19 protein-coding genes and 3 pseudogenes are annotated in these 20945 nt (G+C 59.8%); 14 read left to right on the top strand and 8 right to left on the bottom strand.

The annotated features are described in order from the left end of the window. Positions 1-3: 3 nt before the first annotated feature. Positions 4-644, bottom strand: a pseudogene (locus ACR9ZN_RS00160) (IS6 family transposase). Positions 645-772: 128 nt separating this feature from the next. On the opposite strand from ACR9ZN_RS00160, the pseudogene ACR9ZN_RS00165 reads away from it, so the two are divergent. From ACR9ZN_RS00165 to ACR9ZN_RS00215, 11 genes and pseudogenes are all read left to right on the top strand, one after another. Continuing rightward, positions 773-969: pseudogene (locus ACR9ZN_RS00165) on the top strand (DDE-type integrase/transposase/recombinase); the annotation flags it as partial. A 305-nt stretch (positions 970-1274) separates the two neighbouring features. Continuing rightward, a pseudogene (locus tag ACR9ZN_RS00170) lies at positions 1275-1589 on the top strand (GSU2403 family nucleotidyltransferase fold protein); the annotation flags it as partial. Positions 1590-2068: 479 nt separating this feature from the next. Then, a protein-coding gene (locus tag ACR9ZN_RS00175; protein WP_481270976.1) for an IS6 family transposase occupies positions 2069-2766 on the top strand; the annotation gives its coding sequence in 2 pieces (ribosomal slippage) (positions 2069-2732 and positions 2732-2766; 699 coding nt in all). Positions 2767-3038: 272 nt separating this feature from the next. After that, the gene (locus tag ACR9ZN_RS00180; protein ID WP_481270977.1) at positions 3039-3971 is read left to right on the top strand and encodes a sugar-binding transcriptional regulator; all 933 of its coding nucleotides are present in this window, start codon (positions 3039-3041) and stop codon (positions 3969-3971) included. Positions 3972-4067: 96 nt separating this feature from the next. Continuing rightward, positions 4068-4697 (top strand): SIS domain-containing protein, encoded by a 630-nt coding sequence (locus ACR9ZN_RS00185; RefSeq protein ID WP_454818836.1) that lies wholly within the window; start codon positions 4068-4070, stop codon positions 4695-4697. 4 nt (positions 4698-4701) lie between these two features. Further along, positions 4702-5415: an FGGY family carbohydrate kinase gene (locus ACR9ZN_RS00190; protein WP_481270978.1), complete on the top strand. Its 714-nt coding sequence runs from the start codon at positions 4702-4704 to the stop codon at positions 5413-5415. 4 nt (positions 5416-5419) lie between these two features. Further along, complete coding sequence (locus tag ACR9ZN_RS00195; RefSeq protein WP_481270979.1) at positions 5420-6151, top strand: FGGY-family carbohydrate kinase; 732 nt, start codon at positions 5420-5422, stop codon at positions 6149-6151. Continuing rightward, the gene (locus ACR9ZN_RS00200; RefSeq protein WP_481270980.1) at positions 6141-7196 is read left to right on the top strand and encodes an ABC transporter permease; all 1056 of its coding nucleotides are present in this window, start codon (positions 6141-6143) and stop codon (positions 7194-7196) included. Before ACR9ZN_RS00195 ends, ACR9ZN_RS00200 begins: the two co-directional genes overlap by 11 nt. A 76-nt stretch (positions 7197-7272) precedes the next feature. Continuing rightward, the gene (locus ACR9ZN_RS00205; RefSeq protein WP_454818830.1) at positions 7273-8229 is read left to right on the top strand and encodes a substrate-binding domain-containing protein; all 957 of its coding nucleotides are present in this window, start codon (positions 7273-7275) and stop codon (positions 8227-8229) included. A 152-nt stretch (positions 8230-8381) separates the two neighbouring features. Further along, positions 8382-9881 carry a sugar ABC transporter ATP-binding protein gene (locus tag ACR9ZN_RS00210; protein ID WP_481270981.1) on the top strand — a complete coding sequence of 500 codons (1500 nt, stop codon included), beginning with the start codon at positions 8382-8384 and terminating at the stop codon, positions 9879-9881. Further along, positions 9878-10501 carry a beta/alpha barrel domain-containing protein gene (locus ACR9ZN_RS00215; protein ID WP_481270982.1) on the top strand — a complete coding sequence of 208 codons (624 nt, stop codon included), beginning with the start codon at positions 9878-9880 and terminating at the stop codon, positions 10499-10501. Before ACR9ZN_RS00210 ends, ACR9ZN_RS00215 begins: the two co-directional genes overlap by 4 nt. Positions 10502-10976: 475 nt before the next feature. Here the strand turns inward: ACR9ZN_RS00215 and ACR9ZN_RS00220 are convergent, their stop codons facing one another. Both ACR9ZN_RS00220 and ACR9ZN_RS00225 read right to left on the bottom strand, forming a co-directional pair. Further along, positions 10977-11387, bottom strand: coding sequence for a cupin domain-containing protein (locus ACR9ZN_RS00220; RefSeq protein ID WP_454818824.1), 411 nt, complete (start codon positions 11385-11387; stop codon positions 10977-10979). 12 nt (positions 11388-11399) lie between these two features. Further along, positions 11400-11732 carry a carboxymuconolactone decarboxylase family protein gene (locus tag ACR9ZN_RS00225; protein ID WP_454818822.1) on the bottom strand — a complete coding sequence of 111 codons (333 nt, stop codon included), beginning with the start codon at positions 11730-11732 and terminating at the stop codon, positions 11400-11402. Between the two features lie 69 nt (positions 11733-11801). On the opposite strand from ACR9ZN_RS00225, the gene ACR9ZN_RS00230 reads away from it, so the two are divergent. Together ACR9ZN_RS00230 and ACR9ZN_RS00235 are read left to right on the top strand one after the other, a co-directional pair. Then, a complete protein-coding gene (locus ACR9ZN_RS00230) occupies positions 11802-12749 on the top strand; it encodes a LysR family transcriptional regulator (protein WP_481270983.1) in 948 nt (315 codons plus the stop codon). Positions 12750-13158: 409 nt separating this feature from the next. Beyond that, entirely contained in the window at positions 13159-13620 is a 462-nt protein-coding gene (locus ACR9ZN_RS00235) for a hypothetical protein (RefSeq protein ID WP_481270984.1), read from the top strand. Positions 13621-14072: 452 nt separating this feature from the next. Here the strand turns inward: ACR9ZN_RS00235 and ACR9ZN_RS00240 are convergent, their stop codons facing one another. Both ACR9ZN_RS00240 and ACR9ZN_RS00245 read right to left on the bottom strand, forming a co-directional pair. Then, on the bottom strand, positions 14073-15689 hold the full coding sequence (locus ACR9ZN_RS00240) for a DHA2 family efflux MFS transporter permease subunit (protein WP_454818814.1): 1617 nt from the start codon (positions 15687-15689) through the stop codon (positions 14073-14075). Between the two features lie 36 nt (positions 15690-15725). Next, on the bottom strand, positions 15726-16916 hold the full coding sequence (locus ACR9ZN_RS00245) for an HlyD family secretion protein (protein WP_481270985.1): 1191 nt from the start codon (positions 16914-16916) through the stop codon (positions 15726-15728). A gap of 117 nt (positions 16917-17033) precedes the next feature. On the opposite strand from ACR9ZN_RS00245, the gene ACR9ZN_RS00250 reads away from it, so the two are divergent. Further along, positions 17034-17690: a TetR/AcrR family transcriptional regulator gene (locus tag ACR9ZN_RS00250; protein ID WP_481270986.1), complete on the top strand. Its 657-nt coding sequence runs from the start codon at positions 17034-17036 to the stop codon at positions 17688-17690. Positions 17691-17746: 56 nt separating this feature from the next. Here the strand turns inward: ACR9ZN_RS00250 and ACR9ZN_RS00255 are convergent, their stop codons facing one another. The 3 genes from ACR9ZN_RS00255 to ACR9ZN_RS00265 all read right to left on the bottom strand — a co-directional run bounded on the left by ACR9ZN_RS00255 (position 17747) and on the right by ACR9ZN_RS00265 (position 20797). Continuing rightward, on the bottom strand, positions 17747-19081 hold the full coding sequence (locus ACR9ZN_RS00255; protein WP_481270987.1) for an epoxide hydrolase family protein: 1335 nt from the start codon (positions 19079-19081) through the stop codon (positions 17747-17749). 211 nt (positions 19082-19292) lie between these two features. Continuing rightward, a complete protein-coding gene (locus ACR9ZN_RS00260; RefSeq protein WP_441774279.1) occupies positions 19293-19715 on the bottom strand; it encodes an organic hydroperoxide resistance protein in 423 nt (140 codons plus the stop codon). A gap of 167 nt (positions 19716-19882) precedes the next feature. Continuing rightward, complete coding sequence (locus tag ACR9ZN_RS00265) at positions 19883-20797, bottom strand: LysR family transcriptional regulator (protein ID WP_441774280.1); 915 nt, start codon at positions 20795-20797, stop codon at positions 19883-19885. Positions 20798-20945 lie beyond the last annotated feature (148 nt).

A 20945-nucleotide genomic window follows, 5' to 3' on the forward strand; every position in this document is an offset into this window, starting at 1 on the left:
GGTTCAGAGGGAGAGGATTTCGAACTGCTCGGCAAGGGACGGTGCTGGATTGAAGAATACCTCGCTTGTCGTTTGCGCATCATATGAACCATCTCGATGCCAGACGTGATCGTCACCGCACAGGCCATTGATTTGAAGCCAAGCATCGACCGGATCCGTCGCTTGATGCGACGGTGATCTTGCTCGATGCGGTTGTTGAGATATTGGCTGGCGCGAATGCCGATAGCCTTCAGCTCCAACCGTCCCTCGCTTCGCAGTCGGCTTTCACTATCACAGGCGATAATGGCCTGCCGGTTGGTCTGGCTTCCATCGATGACGATGCACTCGGGTCTGCCGTGACGCTTCAATGCCGTGCGGATGAAGCGCTTGGCGGCCATCAAATCGCGGTGCTCGCTGAAGTGGAATTCGACAGTGTCGCCGACGCTGTCGATCGCGCGATACAGATACATCCAACGGCCGCGAACCTTGATGTATGTCTCGTCCATGTGCCACTTGCCGGTCACGGCTCGTTTGCGCCGGTTGAGGCGTTTCACAAGCAACGGCGAGAAGTGAATGACTCAGCGATGGATCGTCGAGTGATCGATGCCGATGCCGCGTTCCGCCACAAACTCTTTCAAGTCGCACAGGCTCAGGCCGTAAGCCAGCTACCAACGCACGCAAAGCAGGATCACCGAGCGTTCGAAATGGCGGCCCTCGAACATAAACGCACTCCTTCGGACGGATGGCGCTCTCATTGCAAACATTGCTCAGCGAGGAGTTTGCAACACAACCCAATAACCGGATCGAACAGGATCATCGACGCGCCAAGCGTCGCATCCGGCCTATGTTCGGCTTTAAGTCAATGGCAAGCGCCGGGGTTTTATCCTCTCTGGCATCGAGCCGGTCCACATGATGCGCAAGGGACAGACGAGAGTTGCCCATGATCCACGCCCGTCACTGAAAGCGCAGTTCGAACTCCCGGCAGCGTGAATGGTGGCGTAAACACCTCTTCTTACGAACTCCGTCTGGGTTTGCGACAAACCCCTCTGGAAAAGCAATTTGATCCACGTCACGGTTCTCCAGTTGCGACGCTGGCACGGCTCATGCCGAGCCAAGGAAAAGGCTACGTCATATTGGAAGATGGTCTGCTCGAAGGCGGTTCTGCCACCATTGAATCGTCTCGGACAGCCGGTCCCGCATCGTCCAAACCGGCCGATATCCGACTTCATCATGTAGCCTCGTCACATCCGCGACGATGACGGGAAGCTCATTGGGACGATCCGGAAGAGCCCCGAAGCACAGCTCCCCGACGCCGCCTCGACTTCCTGATCCAGGAGCCGGTTCGGACCGTCATGCTCCACCGATCCGGCGCCCCGGTCGTCGTGCCGTCGCCGCAGCGATATGCGGTGCATAAATTGATTGTCGCCTCACGGCGGCAATCGGATGCCAGCAGTGCTGCAAAGCGTGAGAAGGACATCCAGCAGGCGAGCCTGCTGATCGAGGCCCTCGGCGAAACCCGCCGTGGGGACGATCTTGCCGAAGCCTTCACCGAGGCTTGGAATCGGGGCCCTAACTGGCGCGCAGCCATCCAGCAAGGCTTGAACATGCTAACAGAATGGCAAAGAACGTCAGCCTTATTGACGATCCAGGTCGGCCTGGCTTCGATCGGCGCAAAACTGGATGGCTTCACCGGGACGGGATCGATCGCAAAGACATGACATGCCCTCGATAGTGTGGCGTACGAGGGAAGCTGACGATTTAACTATCGATCGGAGAGCATTCGTCCGTCCTTTCGTCGGTACCGGTGTCTTCCTGCATAAGGCGGTGCCGTAGCGCTCGTTAGAGTGAGAGAGTGGACGGGATTTTCGTGACGGGTTGAGGGTCGGGAGAGAGGTCTCCGGCGCCCGTCATGGAGATTGGTTCCATGACCATTGAGGTTCTTGATAGCCGTCGCGACGCAAGCGATGAATATAAGGTCGATGTCAGCCGCGGTGAGCGGATCGGCCATGTGTCTTCCGAGGGTTCTGTCGCAAACTGAGCGTCAACCATGTGACGGCATGAGTGTCCGCCTCATTCAGAGGATGACTTCATGTTTTCAGGCCGCCATTTCGACCGCTCGGTGATCCTGCTTTGCGTGCGTTGGTATCTGGCCTATAATTTAAGCCTGCGCGATCTGGAAGAAATGATGGTCGAGCGCGGCATCCGGGTCGACCATTCCACGATCCACCGCTGGGTCGTTCGCTTTTCACCGCTGTTGCTGGAGCGGTTCAACCTGCGAAAGCGCACAGTCACCGGGAAGTGGCATGTTGAGGAGACGTACATCAAGGTTCGCGGCCGTTGGATGTATCTGTATCGCGCGATCGACAGCGTCGGCGACACTGTCGAATTCCACTTCAGCGAGCACCGCGATTTGATGGCCGCCAAGCGCTTCATCCGCACGGCATTGAAGCGTCACGGCAGACCCGAGTGCATCGTCATCGATGGAAGCCAGACCAACCGGCAGGCCATTATCGCCTGTGATAGTGAAAGCCGACTGCGAAGCGAGGGACGGTTGGAGCTGAAGGCTATCGGCATTCGCGCCAGCCAATATCTCAACAACCGCATCGAGCAAGATCGCCGTCGCATCAAGCGACGGACCCGGTCGATGCTTGGCTTCAAATCAATGGTCTGTGCAGTGACGATCACGTCTGGCATCGAGATGGTTCATATGATGCGCAAACGACAAGCGAGGTATTCTTCAATCCAGCACCGTCCCTTGCCGAGCAGTTCGAAATCCTCTCCCTCTGAACCGGATCAGGTCCGCCCATGCCCGTCCACAATCCAACTTTGCGACAGAGCCAAATTCCCTGCGGATCGAGACTTTCGTTGCTTGCCAGGTTCGGACCATCATCCGTCGCGCCCGCCAATAATTGCAAGTCCGCGCCTCGCGTCACGGGGGCGATAGTGAGGGTATGGCTATCGATCTGATGCAGCCCAGACATCTTGCACACATAGCCGCTCGACGATAACGATTTAGATAGATGAGCGCCATGCTCAGCAAATGAGCGCATGAGGATCGTATGCCGCGTCGCCCCCTACAGAGACTCCAAGCCTCTCTCGTTGCTCGTCGCTTCTATCTCCAGCAACAGACGAAGTCCCAGATCGCCGATGAATTGGGCATCTCGCGGTTCAAGGTTGCTCGTCTGATCGATACCGCATTGGCGGAGGGGATCGTGCGGATCGAAATTGAGGAGCAGGGCGACCTCAACATGGCGTTGGCCGAACGCCTGCGCCAGATCTACGGGCTCAAGGCCGCCCTTGTCCTCGAAGGTCCCGACCTGCAGTCGAACGAACTTTTCGAACCCTTGGCGCTCCTCGCCGCGGATTTCTTGGAGGAGACGCTCGTGGACGGTCAACTCCTTGGCATGTCTTGGGGACGTACGTTGGCGGCCACGGCCAAGGCGCTCACGAAATTGCCAAAAGTGGATGTCGTTCAGGCGGCCGGAAGCCCGGCTGGCCTCGATCTATCGCAGAATCCAACTGATCTCGTGCATCGTTTCGCACGCGCCAGCGGCGGCGTTGCCTATCCGCTTTTTGGGCCGATGTGGGTGGAAGACAAGGGGCTGGTTGCCAAATTGCGGAACGAGCCTTCCATCGCCAATGCCATGTCTCGATATGACAAGATCGACGTGCTCGTCGTCGGCATTGGCTCTTGGAACCCTCAGGAATCGTGCTTGTGCTCAGGGTTCCCCGAGGATTGGCGGCGGGAGGCTCTCAAGCGCCGCGTATGTGCGGATCTTTGTGCGACGCTTATCGACGACCAGGGGCGCGAAGTATCGAGCCCGCTTGACGATGTCGGCCTCTGTCTTGGTACTGGGCAACTTCGAAAGATCCCTGAGCGGATTGGCGTGGGCGGGGGGGTTCAAAAGTCAGAGGCGATACGGGCTGCCTTAAAAGGGGGGTGGATCACTACGCTCGTGACGGATGCGGGTGTGGCCCGACGCCTCATTTGATGGGTATTTGCATTTTGCTCAAATGAGCGATTATGCACTCACTTGACGAGTAAATGAGATCTGCATATGGTGACCTCAACCAAGGGAGGACCATGCATGCAGTCGGACAGCGAATGGCTCGATCGCGCCAAGGAGGTTGTCCGTTCGGATGCCGACGCTATCCTTGCGGCCCTTGAGGGAATTGATGGCGAGTTCCTGGCAGTGGCGCGGTTGTTCGCCGAATGCCGCGGAAAGATCCTGGTTACGGGCAGCGGCACGTCTGGAAACATTGCCGGCAGGGCCGCGCATCTGCTTTCAGTCGGGGGCACGCCCGCGTTTTATCTACCTCCGGCGGATGGCCTTCACGGCGGTCTTGGTGTGCTTGGGCCCGAGGATCTCGTGCTTGCGCTGTCGAAGGGCGGAAGCTCGGACGAGCTCAACGAGTTCTGCAAGAGGGCCAAGACTCTCTGCGCAGGCCTGATTTCCATCACCGCCGACAAGGCCTCTGCGCTGGCGGCCCTTTCCGATCACGTCATTCATCTCATCCTGCCGGCGAGAAGCGATCTGGGCGCGGTGGTCGCCACCGGCAGCTCGCTGGCAACGGCGGCCATAACCGATGCGCTGGTAGAGGTTTGCCGCGTGGCTCGCGGATATAGTTGGGATAGGTTGCTGTTCACCCATCCTGCCGGTGCGGTCGGCCGAGACGCAGAACAGAGCCTCAAGCGACTTCACGGCGCGGAAGGGTAATCCGATGTCCCGCGACCTGGTTGCCGGCATCGATTCTTCCACCCAATCCTGCACGGTTGTGCTGAGGCGTATCGAGGATGGTGGCGTCGTCGCGCACGCGCGTGCGCCCCATCCGGGCACAACGCCGCCGAGAAGCGAGCAGGCTCCTGAGGCCTGGTGGGATGCCCTTCTTGCCGCCTTTGGTGAGTTGATGCCCTATCAGTCGCGGATCGCGGCGATTTCGGTCGGCGGCCAGGGGCATGGGTTGGTCATGCTTGACGGCGAGGGCAAGTCGCTTCGCAATGCCAAACTGTGGAACGATACGGAGTCGGCGCCGGACGCGCATCATCTGCGCGAGCGACTGCCACCGCAGGAATGGGCACGGCGTACCGGTTCCGTCCCGGCTCCGGCCCTGACGATCAGCAAGCTCGCCTGGACGGAGCGCAACTTCCCCGGTCTGGTGTCCCATGCGCGGCACGTCCTCTTGCCGTCCGACTACATCGTCTTCCGCTTGACGGGACGTGCCATCACCGAGCGGGGGGTCTCCTCCGGCACCGGCTATTTCAACCCGTTCGCCAATAACTGGGATCTCGAACTCGCCGAGATGGCGGTCGCCGGTGTCGACTGGGATCGGATCCTGCCGGAAGTCATCGAGTTCGAGCGAGGCTGCCGGACGGGCGATCGGTGGAGCCGGGCTCCAGGCTCTTGGTGGTGCCGTCGTCGGTGCGGGATCCGGTGACAACATGACGGCTGCCCTCGGCATGGGAATCCGGGCGGGCGACATCGTGATCTCGCTGGGGACGAGCGGTACGCTCTACGGGCTCACTCCCGTTGGCATCAAAGACGGGAGCGGCGCCATCAACGGCTACGCCGACGCAACCGGCGCTTTCCTCCCGATGATCACCACCATGAATTCGGCCAAGGTTACCGATACTTTCCGGCGCTTGCTGCGCACGGATGTCGAAGAATTTGACAATCTGGCGCTGGGGACCGAGCCCGGTGCCGGCGGTGTGGTGCTCGTTCCCTATCTCGATGGCGAGCGGACCCCGAATCTGCCGGATGCGACGGGAACGCTGACCGGGTTTCGCAGCAACGTCACACCGGGCCAGATTGCCAGGGCAGCAGTCGAAGGCGTGATCTGCGGCCTCCTCGAAGGGGGAGACCTGCTGGTCTCGCATGGCCTCGAGACGGATGGCCGCCTGATCGTCACCGGCGGTGCCTCGCGATCCCGGGCCTATCGCCAGATTCTTGCCGATCTGACCGGAAAGCCGGTTTGGACCTGCGACCTGCCTGAAGCTGCCGCTGCAGGTGCGGCAGTGCAAGCCGCTTCGGCCCTGCTGGGGCGGTCGACTGCCTCGGTAGCGGAGGAATGGCGGCCGAACTACGAGGTGGTCGCCGAGCCCAATCAGGATGCTGCCCGCAAAGCCGAGGACGTCAGGGCCAACTACCGTCTAGCCTGCCATCGTGCCCAATAAGACACAAGGTAAGGGAGGTAAAATGACCGACTTAACTCGGGCAAATGTCAAACATAGCCACGGCCTCAAGGTTCCTGCCGAGGCCGGGATTGCATTCGTGCTTTTTGTCGTGTTCATAGCCGGCTCCTTGGCATCGCCCAATTTCTTCACCGTCTCCAACATCTTCGTTCTGTTGTTGAACGGAGCGGTGATCGGTTTCCTTTGCCTGGGGCAATCCTTTGTATTGTTTACAGGAGGCATTGATTTGTCTTGCGGCTCGATCGTCGCAATGACCTGTGTGCTCGCGGCCGTATTCATGGAGACGGCGGGACTGCCCTGGCCGATTGCCACTATTCTGGTGCTCGTGGTCGGGGCCCTCGCCGGCGCCGTGAACGGCGTGATCATCGACAAGACCGGCGTGCCTCCCTTCATCGTCACTTTTGCGATGATGGGCGTCGCCGCCTCGATCCCGCAGATCATCACGGGCGCGGAGTCCATTCGCGTCATGCAGCTGGGTTATCGGATGATTGGACAGGCAAAGGTCTTCGGCATTCCCTTTCCCGTCGTCGCACTTGCCGTTGCAATCGTCGTTGCTGTGTTCTTCCTGAAGCGCACGGTCACCGGCAGGCATATCTTCGCGGTGGGCGGCAATGCGGAAGCAGCCAGGCTGGCAGGGGTCAACACCTCCCGGATCACCATCCTCGTCTATGCGATTTCCGGCTTTTGTGGTGCCTGCGGCGGCCTGATCTACGGTTCCCGCCTGATGACGGGATACCCGACGGCGGGCCGAGGCGACGAGCTGTTCTTCTCGATCGCCGGCGCGGTCGTCGGCGGCGTCAGCCTGTTTGGCGGCATCGGCTCGATCTATGGAGCGATGATCGGCGCAACACTGATCGCGACCATCTCTAATCTCATGAACGTCCTCAATGTGAACGCCTACTGGCAGCCGCTGGTGATTGGCCTGATCATCCTGGTGGGGGTGACGTTCGATACCCTGCGCTCCTCCAGTCGCTTGAACATGCCCTGGACCCGGCTGTTGCAGGGCAAACTCTCGGGTGGCAACTGACGCCGCCTGGAACCGGCGCCGGCCGACACCGGCAGATCACATATCAACGATCACCATCCTAAACGGGAGGAATGCCATGATGGGAATGGGCAAGGGGGTCTTCTTTGGTGCGCTTGTTGCATCGCTGTTGACGTCAACTGTGGCCGTCAATGCCGAGGACAAGAAAGTACTCGGGGTTTCGCTGCCAAACCTGACGAACCCCTATTACGTGGCCATGAAGAAGAGCTTCGAGCAGAATGCGGCTGCGCAGGGCTTTGATGTTCGCGTCCTCATTGCCGACAATGACGATGCCAAGCAGCTTTCTCAGGTCCAGACCCTGGCCCAGCAAGGCGTCTCGGCCGTGGCTCTGAACTGCGTTTCGTCGGGGCCGTGTGTGGCATCGGTCTCCGAACTGAACCAGGCGAAGATCCCGGTCTTTACCATCAATCTGCTGCCCGATCCCGAGAGCCTCAAGGCGCAGAATCTCAAGGTCGAGCAAGCGGTTCAGACCGATCAGAAGGCGGGCGGCGTCTATATCGGCGAGCAGCTCCTGAAGGACATCGGCGCCGACGGGCATGCCGTCATCGGCATCGTCGGCGAGCCGACTTCCGTTTCGGCCAACATCCGCGACGAAGGATTCAAGAGTGCGCTTGTCTCCAACCCCAATGCGAAATTCGTCGCGCTGGTCAACGGCAAGGTCGAAGAGACGACATCCCTGAAAGTGACCACCGAAATGCTGCAAGGCAATCCGGGCATCACGGTCGTCTATTCCGACACAGAGCCGGCCGCGCTGGGGGCCTTGGCGGCCATCCAGCAATTGGGGCGCGAGGACGTGAAACTCTACGCCTTCGTCGACAAGCTGGGCGTCAAGAACATCGAGGACAACTCGATCCTGAAGGCGGGGGCGATTCAGGAACCGGCGAAGCTGGCGCAGATCCAGGTGGAGAACATCAAGAAATTCCTCGCCGGCGCGAAACTGGAGCCGGTGATCAACAGTCCGCCGCTCTTGGTCAACAAGGACAATGCCGCCCAGACGGCGGAGAAGGCCTACTGAGATGATAGACGCGCGGCCCATTCGGGCCGCGCGACCCCTAGAGCAAAGCGCGTTTGGGCGGAAACGCCTCTTTGCTCCAACTCTTTGTTTCGGCGCGTCTTTGCGATTCGAGGTGATTCCGTCAAATCGCAAAACGCCCTGGAGAGGCGGAAATGACTCTGGCGGCAAGCTACAAGGCCCAAGGTATCACGAAGTCATTCGCGGGTGTCGGCGTCCTGCACGGCATCGACTTCGAGGTGAAGGCCGGCACGATCCATGGGCTTTTCGGGCATAACGGCGCCGGCAAGTCCACACTTCTCAAGATCCTCGCCGGTGCCATCATACAAGATCAGGGTGTGCTTTCTCTTGGATCCGAGGCGCTCGCCTTGTCTTCTCCGCGCGAAGCGTTGGCGAAGGGGATCGGCTGTGTCTACCAGGAACTGCGGCTCATTCCCAATTTGACGATCGCGGAGAACCTCTTTCTTGGGCGGGAAATCGTCACCCGCGGCTTAAGAGACAGCGCAGCGATGGATGACTATGCGCGCAAGCTGATGCTCTCTTATGGTCTGGATCTCGATGTGACCAGGTTCGTAAAGGGGCTTTCCCATCCCGAGAAGCAGCTGATCGAGGTGATCGCCAACCTCGACAGCAAAGCGCATTTTCTTTTTCTCGATGAGCCCACGACCGCGCTCGATGGCCAGCAGTCGGCAGATCTTCTTGCTCAAGTCCGCCATATCGCGCGTGAGCGCAATATCGGCATCGTCCTGGTTTCCCATAAACTCGACGAAGTCCTAACCGTTTGCGACGAAGCAACGGTACTGGCCGGCGGCAAGGTGGTCCACCGAGCCCTAGGCGGAAACATCAGCAAGAAGGCCATTGTCGATGCTATTGTCGGCGATGCCCATCCGCATATGGTCGAAAGGACCAGCACGGTCAGCGACGCCAATGATGTCTTCCTGAGCGTGCAGGGCCTCGTCGGGCCTCGTCTGAAAGGCATCGACGTGGAGGCCCGCCGTGGCGAAGTACTCGGTCTCTACGGCCTGGTTGGTTCGGGCCGTACACGGTTTCTGCGATCCCTATATGGCGTGGAGGCAACCTCTTCCGGCCGGATCGAGCTACTGGGCAGGGCATACAGTCCAAAAGGGACCAAACATGCGATTGCCAGCGGCATTGCATTCCTGACTGAGGAGCGCAAGCATGACGGCTTCATCCCGCTGATGTCGGCGTATGAGAATGTGGTTCTTTCGACGCTGCAGCGTTACCGCTTCGGCGGCTTCGTGAATGTAGTCGGAGCGCACAAATCGGCGACGCACACCCTTGCGCGGATCGGGACCCGCGGCCGTTTGGATAGGCCGGTCAAGTCCCTGTCTGGCGGCAATCAGCAGAAGGTGCTGCTTGGTCGGATAATCGAGCAGAATGCAGATCTCATCCTGCTCGACGAACCGACCAAGGGGGTCGACATCGGCGCAAAGGCCGACATCTACGACATCATCCGCAATCTGGCCAATGAGGGCAGATGCATCATTGTCGTATCGAGCGAGGAAGAAGAGCTCATGGAGGTTTGCGATCGTATCGCGATCTTCCAGCACGGTCGCTGCAGCCAAAAGGCGTTGCCGGTCAGGGACTGGTCGCTCGGCAAGCTTCGCGAAGCGGCCTGGGCTCATCGAGCATGATGCAGCTGTCCGCCTCTCTTTTCGCCGCCGATCCGCTCCGGCTCGCGAACGACATTGCGGCGGTGTCGGCTCATGTCGAGTCATTTCATATCGACATCATGGATGGATCCTTCACGCCCGATTTCGGCCTGAACGCCAGGTTGGTCAAGGAGCTGCACTCAAGGACGCGAATTCCCCTGGACGTTCATCTGATGATTCGCGAGCCGCTGGCGGTGGCGATCCGCTATGCGGAAATGGGGGTCCGCTCCATTGCCGTGCATGTCGAGGCCGTCTCCAATTTTGCCGAAATCGCCTCGATTATCAAAAGTAATGGCGTTCGGGTATTTGCCGCGCTTCGGCATACGACCGCCGTGAAGGATCTGGCGGCGATCAAGGGTGAAGTCGACGGTCTTCTGTTCTTGACCGCGCCGGCAGGTGGCGGCGAATTCGACGAGGCTGCATTCGAGCGCCTAGCTGCGCGTCCAAGAGGCTTGAAGTCGGTTGTCGATGGCCGGATCGAGCCTGCACATTTTGCGAAGCTGTGTGCTCTGGACATCAATCTTGCCGTCGTCGGAGCGGCGTTGTTTGCCACGGACCGAGTGGACGAGCGCGCTAGGATGCTGTCGAATATGATCTCCTAGCTGTAGGCGCTTGCTGACGGAGCGGGGAATACTCGCAAACATCGCGGATTTCTGCTTGCATTGACTGCCAGTGGCGGTGCGGGTCTGCTCACGCTTTGCGCCAATTTGCTCGTCAATATCTGTGGCTGCTCGCAATCAACGGTGGCATGCTCAAACTGGGTACCAGTGGAAAGGGAAGGATTCAAAGCGGAACGCCGGCTATACGAAGCTGTTAGGTGAATTCGCGGGCTTGTTCCGGAGCAAGCGTGCCTGCCAGAAAGGCGCGCACGTCCGAAGGCCGGGCGTTGAGCTGGTTTATCGTGGCGGCAGCATTGTAGCCGTTGCGGGTCAATGTTGGCTTGAGGTCACCGATGGCGCGAGACAGAACCTGCTCTACAACATCAGCGGTGACTGGATTAGCCCCGCTTCGCGCGACGAGGCTTTGGGATCAAAGAGCAAAACCCTTCGGCCGCGCCGGAATGGTGGATCGGCCACATCACTCTACGCGTGATGCATTGGCGCACGCATAGTCTTCGCCGCTCACGTGATGAAGCCAGCACGTCCCCGCAGCCTCGGTCTCCAAGAGGGCAATATGGGTGAAAAGGCTGCCAGCCGCCGCGCCGTGCCAGTGGACGGTGTCCGGAGGCACCACCGCGACGTCTCCGGGATAAAGCGAACGTGCCGGCTCGCCTTCGATTTGAACGAACCCGTGGCCGACGGTCGCGATCAGGATCTGTCGAAAGTCATGCTTATGCCACGCGGTCCGCGCTCCAGGCGAGAACGTTACCGCCGTCGCATTCAGTCTCGACGGCCCCTCCGCGGCAATGAATTGGTCAAGGAAAACTTGGCCTGTGAAAGTGTCGGCTGACCCGGACGTCGTCGTCCGCTCATCGGGTGTTCGGATCATGGTTGACTCCTGCTACTTTGGCTCCGCCGGTTCCCCTAAGGTTTCCAGTACAACGCGCGCGGCCGCCATCGATGCAGGCCAGCCGGCGTAGAACGCGACATGGGTGATTAGTTCGCTGATCTCCGCGTATGCGACGCCGTTCGAGCGCCCCAAGACGAGATGATCGGCCAGCGCTTCCGGTCGGTAGGTCGCGACTAGCGCAGCGATCGTGATCAGACTTCGGTCACGTTTCGAAAGCTCCGTGCCTTCCCATACTTCGCCGAGCAAGATGCTGTCTGTGTAGTGGACGAGCGTCGGCACGATTGTCCGCACGCGCTCTCGCAACTGCTGTCGTTGTTCGGCCATGGGCTGTCTCCGCAAAGCATCTCGTTATAGGAAGAGATGTAAGGGACAATCATTGACTTGATAATGGGAATGAAGAGGCATAACCTGTTTAGCATGGCTAAACAGTCGGCATTAAGATCGGAAATCGATCTTTTTGAGGGGATTCCACAATTCTTGGCGGTCGCCCGCAACACCAGCTTCCGGGCCGCGGCGCGAGAACTGGGTGTGACGCCGGGTGCTATAAGCCAATCCGTCAAGTCGCTAGAGCGACGGTTGGGGGCACCACTCTTCATTCGCAGCACGCGCCACGTTGCACTGACGGACGCCGGCAGTGTGCTTGCGGATCGCATCGGCGATGTGCGCTCCGTGGTGGCCGATGCGATCCGCCAGATCGAAGGCTTGCAGGATCGACCTGTGGGAATCCTGCGGCTTTGCATGCGACGCTTAGCGTTTGGACCGATTATCGAACGGGCCTTGCCGAAATTTCGGAGCGCCCATCCGAATGTCGCGATCGACATCGAAGTCCGCGACGGGCCGATCGATCTCATCGCCGAAGGATTCGATGCCGCCGTGCGGATTGGCGAATACCTGGAGCCCGACATGCTTGCCGTTCGGATTGGAAGGCCCTTTCATTGGGTGGTCGTCGGCTCGCCCAACTACCTTGCGGAGAGAGGAACACCCAAGACGCCAAGTGATCTCCTCAACCATGACTGCATTGGCTATCGCATTGGCGGCGAGCCGATGCCGTATCAATGGGAGTTTCGCAATCGAGATCGCGATCTACGCGTACGCCCGTCTGCAAACCTGATTGTCAACGATGCCGGCGCGCTCTGTGCCCTGGCAGAACAAGGCATGGGCCTCGCTTACACTTCGGATAACGTCGCCGAGGAAGCGCTGCGCGAAAAACGCCTTCGTAAGGTCCTGAGCGACTACATGCCGTCCGAGGACGCGCTCTATCTCTATTTCCCCGCAGGGAACCGCAACGAACCGAAGCTCCGCGCGTTTGTCGACACCATAATCGCCTCACGCGATCTTTGAGGCGACATGTCATTTCTCGAAATAAATGCGACTCGCTCGAATTAATTACGATTCGCCGACCGAGTTTGGGGAGGACGATGCGATCGGAGTAGGTGTGGCCGGTTGACTTCAGCGGCGGTCGGCTATCGACGTTATCGCGAGATTCCGCCCGAAAAATTTACAACGGGCTCGCAATCGTCGTCATCTGTTCACATTATGTGAGATAGTCGCGGGCGTGTTGCAAAACTCATTCGCATATGTAGGGGTCTCGCAAAAATCGGGAGATCTGCGACATGACCATTTTAGCTTTCTCTCTCCAGTCGATGGTTAGAAAGTGCATGTATTTTCTTCAGGAGAAGCGATTCTATGCTGAACCAAGAAGTAAGAATGTCGAAGATCGGAGAGATAATTGATGAATATTTGAGAAAATATGCACGTTGAATTCGTTCCCGTGCTTAAGGGCCGAAAGCTAGCCTGGAAGCGAACCGCGTCCAAAGCGGACTTCGATCTCTGCATTGATCCCATTGACCAGTTGGGAAGCCTGCCAAGTTGGTGTTCGTTTACGAGATCAGACGAGATGATCCCGCGAATATCGCAAATTGCTCAGGAGTCATTCAAGGCGGCCATCGCTGATTTAAATGACGTGGTCACGCTTGATGATCTGGCGAGTTTGTTTCAACGCAGGTCAAAGATGCATTTTCAGCGCTTCTCGCTGGAGAATTACATGCAAACCGATTTGGCCCAGGGGCTGGTGCTTATTTCGATAGGACAAGAGCAAGCAGGGTACGAACTTCTTGATAGATTTTGTAACCGGTTCAATCTGGAACGCCACCTAGCCGCTCTCGGCAAAGCAGAGGCAGAGGCGAAACTAACGTCGTCGCATAAATCCTGAATTTGGCGACGTTGCGGAAGTCTGATGCTAAAGTCATTGCAGAAGGTAAGAGTTTCGCGACAACTCCAAAAACAGGGAAGCTAGCCACGCTGTCGTAGAGAGCATCACCGCGAAGACCGTCCGTCGTACCCTTCACCAAGGCTGCGTCGATCTTGTCCTTTGTCTGCCCCATCTTCGTTACTCCGAACTATCGGCGTCGTGAGCCAATCTCAGGCAATTTGATAGAATACTACAAGATTGGCCTTCCCTATGGTCATATAGCTTGTGCGGATTGCTGGATCACGGGTCTCAATCCGCGGTGGGCAAGCGGCCATACAAAAGTGGACCTCGCGCCCCTGACAGGGGTTCGAGGCCCGCAAAACGGCCAGACGATGTGTCCGCACCGATGGAAGGGTCCTGGCGAACTTAGCCCGCAGCCGGTGCCGCGCCGATGCTTGAGTCCCATGCCCGTTTCAGTGGGCGCCGCCGCCACCATTGCCGGCCTGGATCTTCCGGGTCAGGAGCACCGCGACCGCTGCGAGTGCCAGCACTGTGCCAATCACCGCGAACGTGTCGCCAAAGCCCAGAATGAGCGCCTGGCGGTGGACGGTCGCCCCGATCACACCGATCGCCTTGTGCTGGGCAAGGGCGGCATCGGTCACGCCATGCGCCATGAAATACTGTGTCAGATGATCGATCCTGTCGCGCACCTCGTCTCGAAACAAAGTGACAGACTGGCCGATGATGTTGGAGTGAAACTGCTCGCGCTTGGTGAGCACCGTTCCTAGCGCGGCGGTACCGACCGCGCCGCCCAGATTGCGCAGCATGTTCGAAAGGCCCGATGCCGCGCCGGCGTCGCTGGGCGCGATGCCCGCGGTGGTGATCACGCTGATCGGCGTCAGCACCAGGGCCTGGCCAATGGCGCGCACGATGTTGGGCAGGAAGAACTGGTCGCCGGCATTGTCCAGCGACAGGTTGACATTCATGAAGGCGCTTGTCGCGAAAATGCTGATGCCGACGAAAGCGATGAAACGCACGTCGAAATGCTTGAGCAGCAGTGGCACGAACGGAATGATGAGGAGTTGCGGCAGGCCGGTCCAGGCTAGGACCAGGCCGATCTGCTCGGCATTGTAGCGCTGCACCTGGCCCAGATATTGCGGCAGGATGTAGACAGTGCCGAAGAGTGCTACGCCGACCAGCACGTTGACCACGATGCCGATGCCGAAATTGCGCTGTATCAGGAGGCGCAACTGGACCAGCGGCTTCTTGACGGTCAGCTCGATGACGATGAAGGCGGTCAGGAACAGGCCTGCGATCAAGGCGAGCTTGACGATGAAAGTCGACTGGAACCAATCATCCTTGTTGCCTTCCTCGAGCACAGTCTGCAGCGCCGCAAGCCCGATGGCCATGGTGGTGATACCGGCCCAATCTCCCTCCCTGAGGAGAGAGAGCTGCATCGGCTTCTTTTCCAGCGTGAAATAGAGCGCCACGAACATGAGCAGACTCGGCGGCGCATTGACGAAGAAGATGGTCTGCCAGCCGTAATTCTCGGTGAGATAGCCGCCGATGGTCGGGCCGATGGCGGGGGCGAAAGTGACCGACAAGGCGAACATGGCCAGCCCGATCGGTTGCTGGCTCTTGGGCAGTCTGGTCAGCACCATGGTGAATGCCATGGGGATCAGCACGCCGCCGGCGAAACCCTGGAGACCACGCAACGCGATCATCGTGCCGAGATCATGGGCGAAGGCACAGGCTGCCGAAAACAGGGCGAACAGCACCACATTCACCAGCATATAGAGCCGGAACGAAAAGACGCGGCTGAGATAGTCCGTCAAGGGGATCACCACGATCTCGCCGATGAGATAGGACGTCGAGATCCACGCACCATTGTCGACGCCGGTGCCGATGCCTCCTTCGATGTTGAGCAACGAGGCGTTGGTGATCTGAATGTTGAGGATCGCCATGAAGGCGCCGATCATGGCGGCGAGCACCGCGATCCAGGCGTTTGTACTCGCCTTTTCGACCGGCTTCGCCGCAAGAGGCTGGGCTTGAGAAGAGCCGAGCCCAACAATCTGGGTCTGGGTAGACATCGCAGCCTCCTGGCCGCTGTGTGAAAGGGGCGCGCCTTAGTTGATCGCACCAGCCGTCGAGGCGATCCGCGTCGCCTCCGGCTTGGTGTCGATGGACGGGTAGACCGACATGCCGGGTCTAAGCACGACAGGAAGGGCGCCTGCCTGGTCGAGTACGATCTTCACCGGGATGCGCTGTACGATCTTGGTGAAATTGCCGGTGGCGTTGTCCGGCGGCAGCAAGGCAAATTCCTGGCCGCTTGCCGGCGACAGGCTGTCCACATGGCCTTTGAAGATCTGTCCGGGGAAGGTATCGACCTCAATTTCGACCGGCTGCCCGGCCTGGACATCGGTGAGCTGGGTCTCCTTGTAGTTGGCGATGATGTAGGCCTCGCGGCTCGGCACCACAGCCATGAGCTGCGTGCCGGCCTGGACATATTGGCCGACCCGCAAGGTGCGGTTGCCGACCAGGCCGTCGATGGGGGCAACGAGATTGGTATAAGATAGATTCAACTCGGCCTGGTCCTGCGCTGCCTTGGCGCCGGCGAGCGCGGCCTGCACCTGGGCAAGCTCGGCCCGGTTCACGTCGAGTTGCTTGGTGGCCCTGGCGAGCACGGCGGTGTCGCGCGTGACTGCGGCGCGGGCGGCGGCAATGCGGGAGGAGGCCTGCTGCGCGTTCTGGAGGCTGCCGAAGCCTTTCTGCGCGAGCTCGGCATAGCGCTTGTCTTCCTGCTCGGCGAAGGTCTGGTTAGCAAGGTCGACGGCGACGGTCGCCTGCGCCGCGTCGATCTCGGCCTGTTCGGCAACCAGGGCTGCCTCCTTGTTGGCGATATTGGCGCTGGCCGCCGCGACCTGCGCCCGGGCCTGTTCGAGGGCGACCTTGAAGTCGCGGTCGTCGATCCGGGCCAGGACTTCGCCGGCCTTTACCGGCTGATTGTCGTTGACCAACACCGTCGCAACATAGCCGGACACCTTCGGGGAAATCGTCGTGCTGTCGGCCTTGACATAGGCGTCGTCCGTGGCGACCAGGAAGCGGCCGACCGTCCAATAGTCCCAGCCATAATGCGCGGCACCTGCAAAAGCCGCAAGGGCAACGCCGGCAAGCAACAGCCAGCGCGCTGGGCGTGCTTTTCTTGTCGATTGCTGTGGAACGGGGAGGGTAGGCTCATTGACCAGCTCTATGCCGGGCAGTGTCTCGGCCGCAGGGACGGTCTTCTCATTGGTGAAGACGACTCCATGCTTGCTCATGATCCGATCCTTTCCTGGTGGAGCTGCCGGAATCGGGCTTGCTCTCTTTTAGGAAAATTGATATTTTCCTAATTAATCTCAGTTGCTCTTACTGTCAATAGAATTTGGAAAATGGTCATGATCCTAAATGTGGAAACTCCCAGGCGCCAGCGTGGGCGACCGCAGATCCGGCCGGATGCAGAAACCAGGCAGTTGATCGTCGAAGCCGCCCGTTGTGAATTCCATGGCCATGGCTATGCCGGCGCCAGCATGGGGCGCGTTGCCGAACGGGCGGGGGTCTCAACCAAGACCATGTACCGCCTGATCCCGACCAAGGCCGATCTGTTCCGCAGTGTCGTCGCGGCACGGATTTCGCGCTTCTTTCTGGACCTGGACGAGGAGCGCCTCGAAAAGCTACCGATCGAGGCGGCCCTTGAGCATATTCTGGTCGGCTATGGCGCCTTGACCTTCGATGAGGAGGCGGTTTCGAGCCTTCGTCTCGTCATGGCCGAATGCGACCGCTTTCCCGAGATTGCCACCGCCTTCTATGAACTGGCTTTGCGTCCCACCAGCCAGACCATGGTGGCATGGCTCAAGCGGCAGCACGATCTCGGCGAAATCGAGATCGAAGACCCCGAGGCTGCAGTCGGCATGCTCCGCGGCATGATGACCATGGAGCCGCAGCGCGCCATCATGCTCGGCCTGCGCTCCCCGCCCGGACGCGAGGAGATCGCGGCCCGGGCGCGTCGGTGCGCCCGTCTCTTTCTGAACGGATGCCGGGCTCACAGAGACTAGAATCGATCTTTGCGGACGGTCGCGGTTTCGATCAGTCCGGCGACGGTTGCCGGGCCTCAACGCACTGAACGGAATGTCGCGCGCAGGTCTTGCGATAGGGCCTCCGGCTGTTCCCAGGCCGCAAAATGCGTGCCCTCGTCGTGGCGCTTGTAGAAAACAAGGTTGGGATAGGCCTTGCGGGTCCAGCTTTCCGGCGCCTGGTAGATCTCGTCACGAAAGGCGCTGACGCCGGTCGGCAAGGAGATGCCCTTGGGCGCGAAGAAGGCGAGCTTGCTTTCCCGATACAGCCGCGCCGATGAGACCGCCGTGTTCGTCAGCCAGTAAAGCGTGATGTTGTCGACGATATCGTCTTTCGTCAGGCCTTCGCTGGCGCCGTCGAAGACGCGCGCGATCAGGTTATAGCTGCGGATGTCGTGGTCGATGATCCAGGCCGCGAGGCCGACTGGCGAATCCGCCAGCGCATAGAGCGTCTGCGGCCGGCCTGCCATTTCCTGCGCATAGCCAAGCCCGGTCGAATAGAAATCGACGAGTTGATCCCAGGCGTGCTTCTCCTCGCCATTCAAATCCGCGGGCTCCGGGCCGTTCGGGATCAGCGGAGCGATCCGCGGAGGAATGGTCGCGGGCATGTGGGTGTGGATCGCCGCGAGGCCGGGCGGACGCTGCAGCGCCATCTGCTCGGTCACCGCGTTGCCCCAGTCTCCGCCCTGCGCGACGTAGCGGTCATAACCCAGTCGCTGCATCAGCACGGCCCAGGCACGCGCGATATGCTGCGGGTCCCAGCCATTGACGGTGGGCTTGCCGGAAAAGCCATAGCCCGGCAATGACGGGATCACCACATCGAACGCATCGGCCGCACTGCCGCCATAAGCGATCGGATCGGTGAGCGGGCCGATGATCTTCAACTGCTCGATGATCGACCCGGGCCAGCCATGCGTGACGATGATCGGCAGCGCGTTGGGATGCCTCGACTTCACGTGGATGAAGTGAATGTCGACGCCGTCGATATTGGTGATGAAGTTCGGATAGCTGTTGATCCGCGCTTCGGCACGGCGCCAATCATGCTGGTTCGCCCAATAGTCGGCGAGCTTCTGAATGGTCGAGAGACCAACGCCCTGTGTCGGATCGTTCTCGCGTTCCGGCCATTTGGTCGACTTGATCCGACGCTTCAGGTCGGCAAGTTCGTCGTCGGTCGCATGGTAGCGAAACGGCTGGATCGAACTGTCGCCGATCGTCTTATGGCCGACAGCGGCAGCGTCGGACGACGGGTTTCCGGTGCTCGAAGGGGATGCTGTTGCGGTGGATATCAAGGCAGGAAGCATCACACCGATCGTTCCGGCGACGGCCGATGCGACGAAGTTCCTGCGGCCAATCAAGGGGTGGGAGGCAGGCATGGCAGTTCTCCTGAAGCAGTTCTTGGGAAGCCGATGGGCTTCTTGATGAAAAATGTGTGAAAACAAAGAGTTAGAGGGAGAGTGCGATTTGGGGAATTTGCACTTTCCGCGGGGGTTAGAGCGAAGACGCGGCAGGATCGATGAGAAGGCCGCGCCGCGTCCTTGGCTCCGCGTGCGTGGGAGTCGTGAGTCCAGAGTCAGCGGGTTTGGACTACGCAGAAACGGCGAGCGCGACGCTGGCGGTGATGCCGCTACGGGTCATCTTCGAATAGGGGCAGGTCGCGTGAGCGCGCTCGACCAGCCGCTGTGCGACATCATCGGCGATGCCGGGGATGCTGACGTTCAGGCGGGCGGTCAGGAAATACCCCTCCGCTTCATCAAGCGACAGGTTCACCTCGGCGTCGACCGCAGTCTCGGCCGGAAGCCTGATGCCCTGTTCCCTGGCAGCGTGTCCGAGCGCGCCCTCGAAGCAGGCGGACCAGCCTGCCGCGAAAAGCTGTTCGGGATTGGTGCCGGGACGGTTCGAGCCGGGCACCGACAGCTTGACGTCGAGCTGGCCGTCCGAACTTTTTGCCCAGCCTTCGCGGCCGCCGACGGTGTGGACATGTGCGGTGAAGAGAGTCTTGGCAGTCATGGGAAGTCTCCTGTCGTTGTATTCGGTGATGACCGATACTTGGAGGAGACTTGAGACCGACAGCAGACGGCCAAAACGATAGGCAGCCTCTCAGGCGCTGATATGGAAAACCCCAGGTCGATTGTCGCGACGTGCCATGACGTCACCACCTCGCCTCTCGATTGAATTCAGGTTGGTTTGAACGCGCCGAGATCTTTCAGCTTACGCTTCAGGCGTGGCGCTATCCAATCGATGAAGACTCGTACTTTCAAGGGCAGCAGCCCTTGGCGAACATAAACCAGGTGCACGGGAAATGACGGGCTCTCATAGTCGTCGAGTATCGCGACCAATGCGCCCGATTGCAGATCGCCAGCGACCTGGTAGCGGGGGAGGCGGACGATGCCGACTCCACGCAAGGCCGCGGTCAGGGTAGCCGTCGCGGTATTGGCGCGAATGCGGACGTTGGGCTTGCCTTCCTGCCTGCGGCCTTCGCGCTGATAGAGCCAGCCTGGTTCGGTGATGTGGCCGAAGACGGCGCCTTCGTGGCCGGTGAGGTCTTCCGGGCTCGAGGGGCACCCCTTGCGCGCCAGATATTCCGGGCTGGCGCAGGTCACGAAGTCGAAATCGCCGACCTTGACCGCATAGAACGAACTGTCGGCAAGTTCACCCAGGCGAACGCCAACATCGACATGCTCATCGACAAGGTTCACGACACGATCGAGAGAGAGAATGTTCAGCGTGATCTCGGGGTGTTCGCACATGAAGTCATAGGCGAAGGGCAGCACATGGTCATGACCGAACGCGATCGGCACGGTGATCGTCAAAACGCCCCTGGGCGTTTCATATTCACCTGATGCCCGCAGTTCGGCATCCTCGATTTGCGCGATGATCTGGCGGGCCGCATCGACATAGTCGCGGCCCGTATCGGTGAGCTGGACGTTCCGGCTGGTCCGAACCAAAAGGCGCGTGCCGAGATGGCGTTCGAGGTCCGCGACCTTCCGGCTGACGCTCGGCAGCGGTGCATTCAGCTTGCGACTTCCGGCCGACAAACTGCCGGCGTCGACGACCGCCAGCAAAACCTGCATTGCGTCGAGACGGTCCATAAGGCCATACCCCCCACATTACCGGATTCAGCTCTGATCCGTAGTGCTGATAGGGCATTGTATAGACACATTGCTTGTTCGGCATCGCGCGTAGATGCGCGGCGAGCGATCACGCGAGCTAAAAGATACCCGATCCGGGACAGGACAA

Source organism: Labrys sp. HAY1-8F (genome assembly GCF_056754975.1).

What these genes read in the sequence shown, in the direction of transcription:
- ACR9ZN_RS00180 (WP_481270977.1), top strand. Translation starts at nt 3,039, where the DNA reads ATGCCGCGTCGCCCCCTACAGAGACTCCAAGCCTCTCTCGTTGCTCGT.
- ACR9ZN_RS00185 (WP_454818836.1), top strand. Translation starts at nt 4,068, where the DNA reads ATGCAGTCGGACAGCGAATGGCTCGATCGCGCCAAGGAGGTTGTCCGT.
- ACR9ZN_RS00190 (WP_481270978.1), top strand. Translation starts at nt 4,702, where the DNA reads ATGTCCCGCGACCTGGTTGCCGGCATCGATTCTTCCACCCAATCCTGC.
- ACR9ZN_RS00195 (WP_481270979.1), top strand. Translation starts at nt 5,420, where the DNA reads ATGACGGCTGCCCTCGGCATGGGAATCCGGGCGGGCGACATCGTGATC.
- ACR9ZN_RS00205 (WP_454818830.1), top strand. Translation starts at nt 7,273, where the DNA reads ATGATGGGAATGGGCAAGGGGGTCTTCTTTGGTGCGCTTGTTGCATCG.
- ACR9ZN_RS00210 (WP_481270981.1), top strand. Translation starts at nt 8,382, where the DNA reads ATGACTCTGGCGGCAAGCTACAAGGCCCAAGGTATCACGAAGTCATTC.
- ACR9ZN_RS00215 (WP_481270982.1), top strand. Translation starts at nt 9,878, where the DNA reads ATGATGCAGCTGTCCGCCTCTCTTTTCGCCGCCGATCCGCTCCGGCTC.
- ACR9ZN_RS00220 (WP_454818824.1), bottom strand. Translation starts at nt 11,387, where the DNA reads ATGATCCGAACACCCGATGAGCGGACGACGACGTCCGGGTCAGCCGAC.
- ACR9ZN_RS00225 (WP_454818822.1), bottom strand. Translation starts at nt 11,732, where the DNA reads ATGGCCGAACAACGACAGCAGTTGCGAGAGCGCGTGCGGACAATCGTG.
- ACR9ZN_RS00230 (WP_481270983.1), top strand. Translation starts at nt 11,802, where the DNA reads ATGAAGAGGCATAACCTGTTTAGCATGGCTAAACAGTCGGCATTAAGA.
- ACR9ZN_RS00235 (WP_481270984.1), top strand. Translation starts at nt 13,159, where the DNA reads ATGCACGTTGAATTCGTTCCCGTGCTTAAGGGCCGAAAGCTAGCCTGG.
- ACR9ZN_RS00240 (WP_454818814.1), bottom strand. Translation starts at nt 15,689, where the DNA reads ATGTCTACCCAGACCCAGATTGTTGGGCTCGGCTCTTCTCAAGCCCAG.
- ACR9ZN_RS00245 (WP_481270985.1), bottom strand. Translation starts at nt 16,916, where the DNA reads ATGAGCAAGCATGGAGTCGTCTTCACCAATGAGAAGACCGTCCCTGCG.
- ACR9ZN_RS00250 (WP_481270986.1), top strand. Translation starts at nt 17,034, where the DNA reads ATGATCCTAAATGTGGAAACTCCCAGGCGCCAGCGTGGGCGACCGCAG.
- ACR9ZN_RS00255 (WP_481270987.1), bottom strand. Translation starts at nt 19,081, where the DNA reads ATGCCTGCCTCCCACCCCTTGATTGGCCGCAGGAACTTCGTCGCATCG.
- ACR9ZN_RS00260 (WP_441774279.1), bottom strand. Translation starts at nt 19,715, where the DNA reads ATGACTGCCAAGACTCTCTTCACCGCACATGTCCACACCGTCGGCGGC.
- ACR9ZN_RS00265 (WP_441774280.1), bottom strand. Translation starts at nt 20,797, where the DNA reads ATGGACCGTCTCGACGCAATGCAGGTTTTGCTGGCGGTCGTCGACGCC.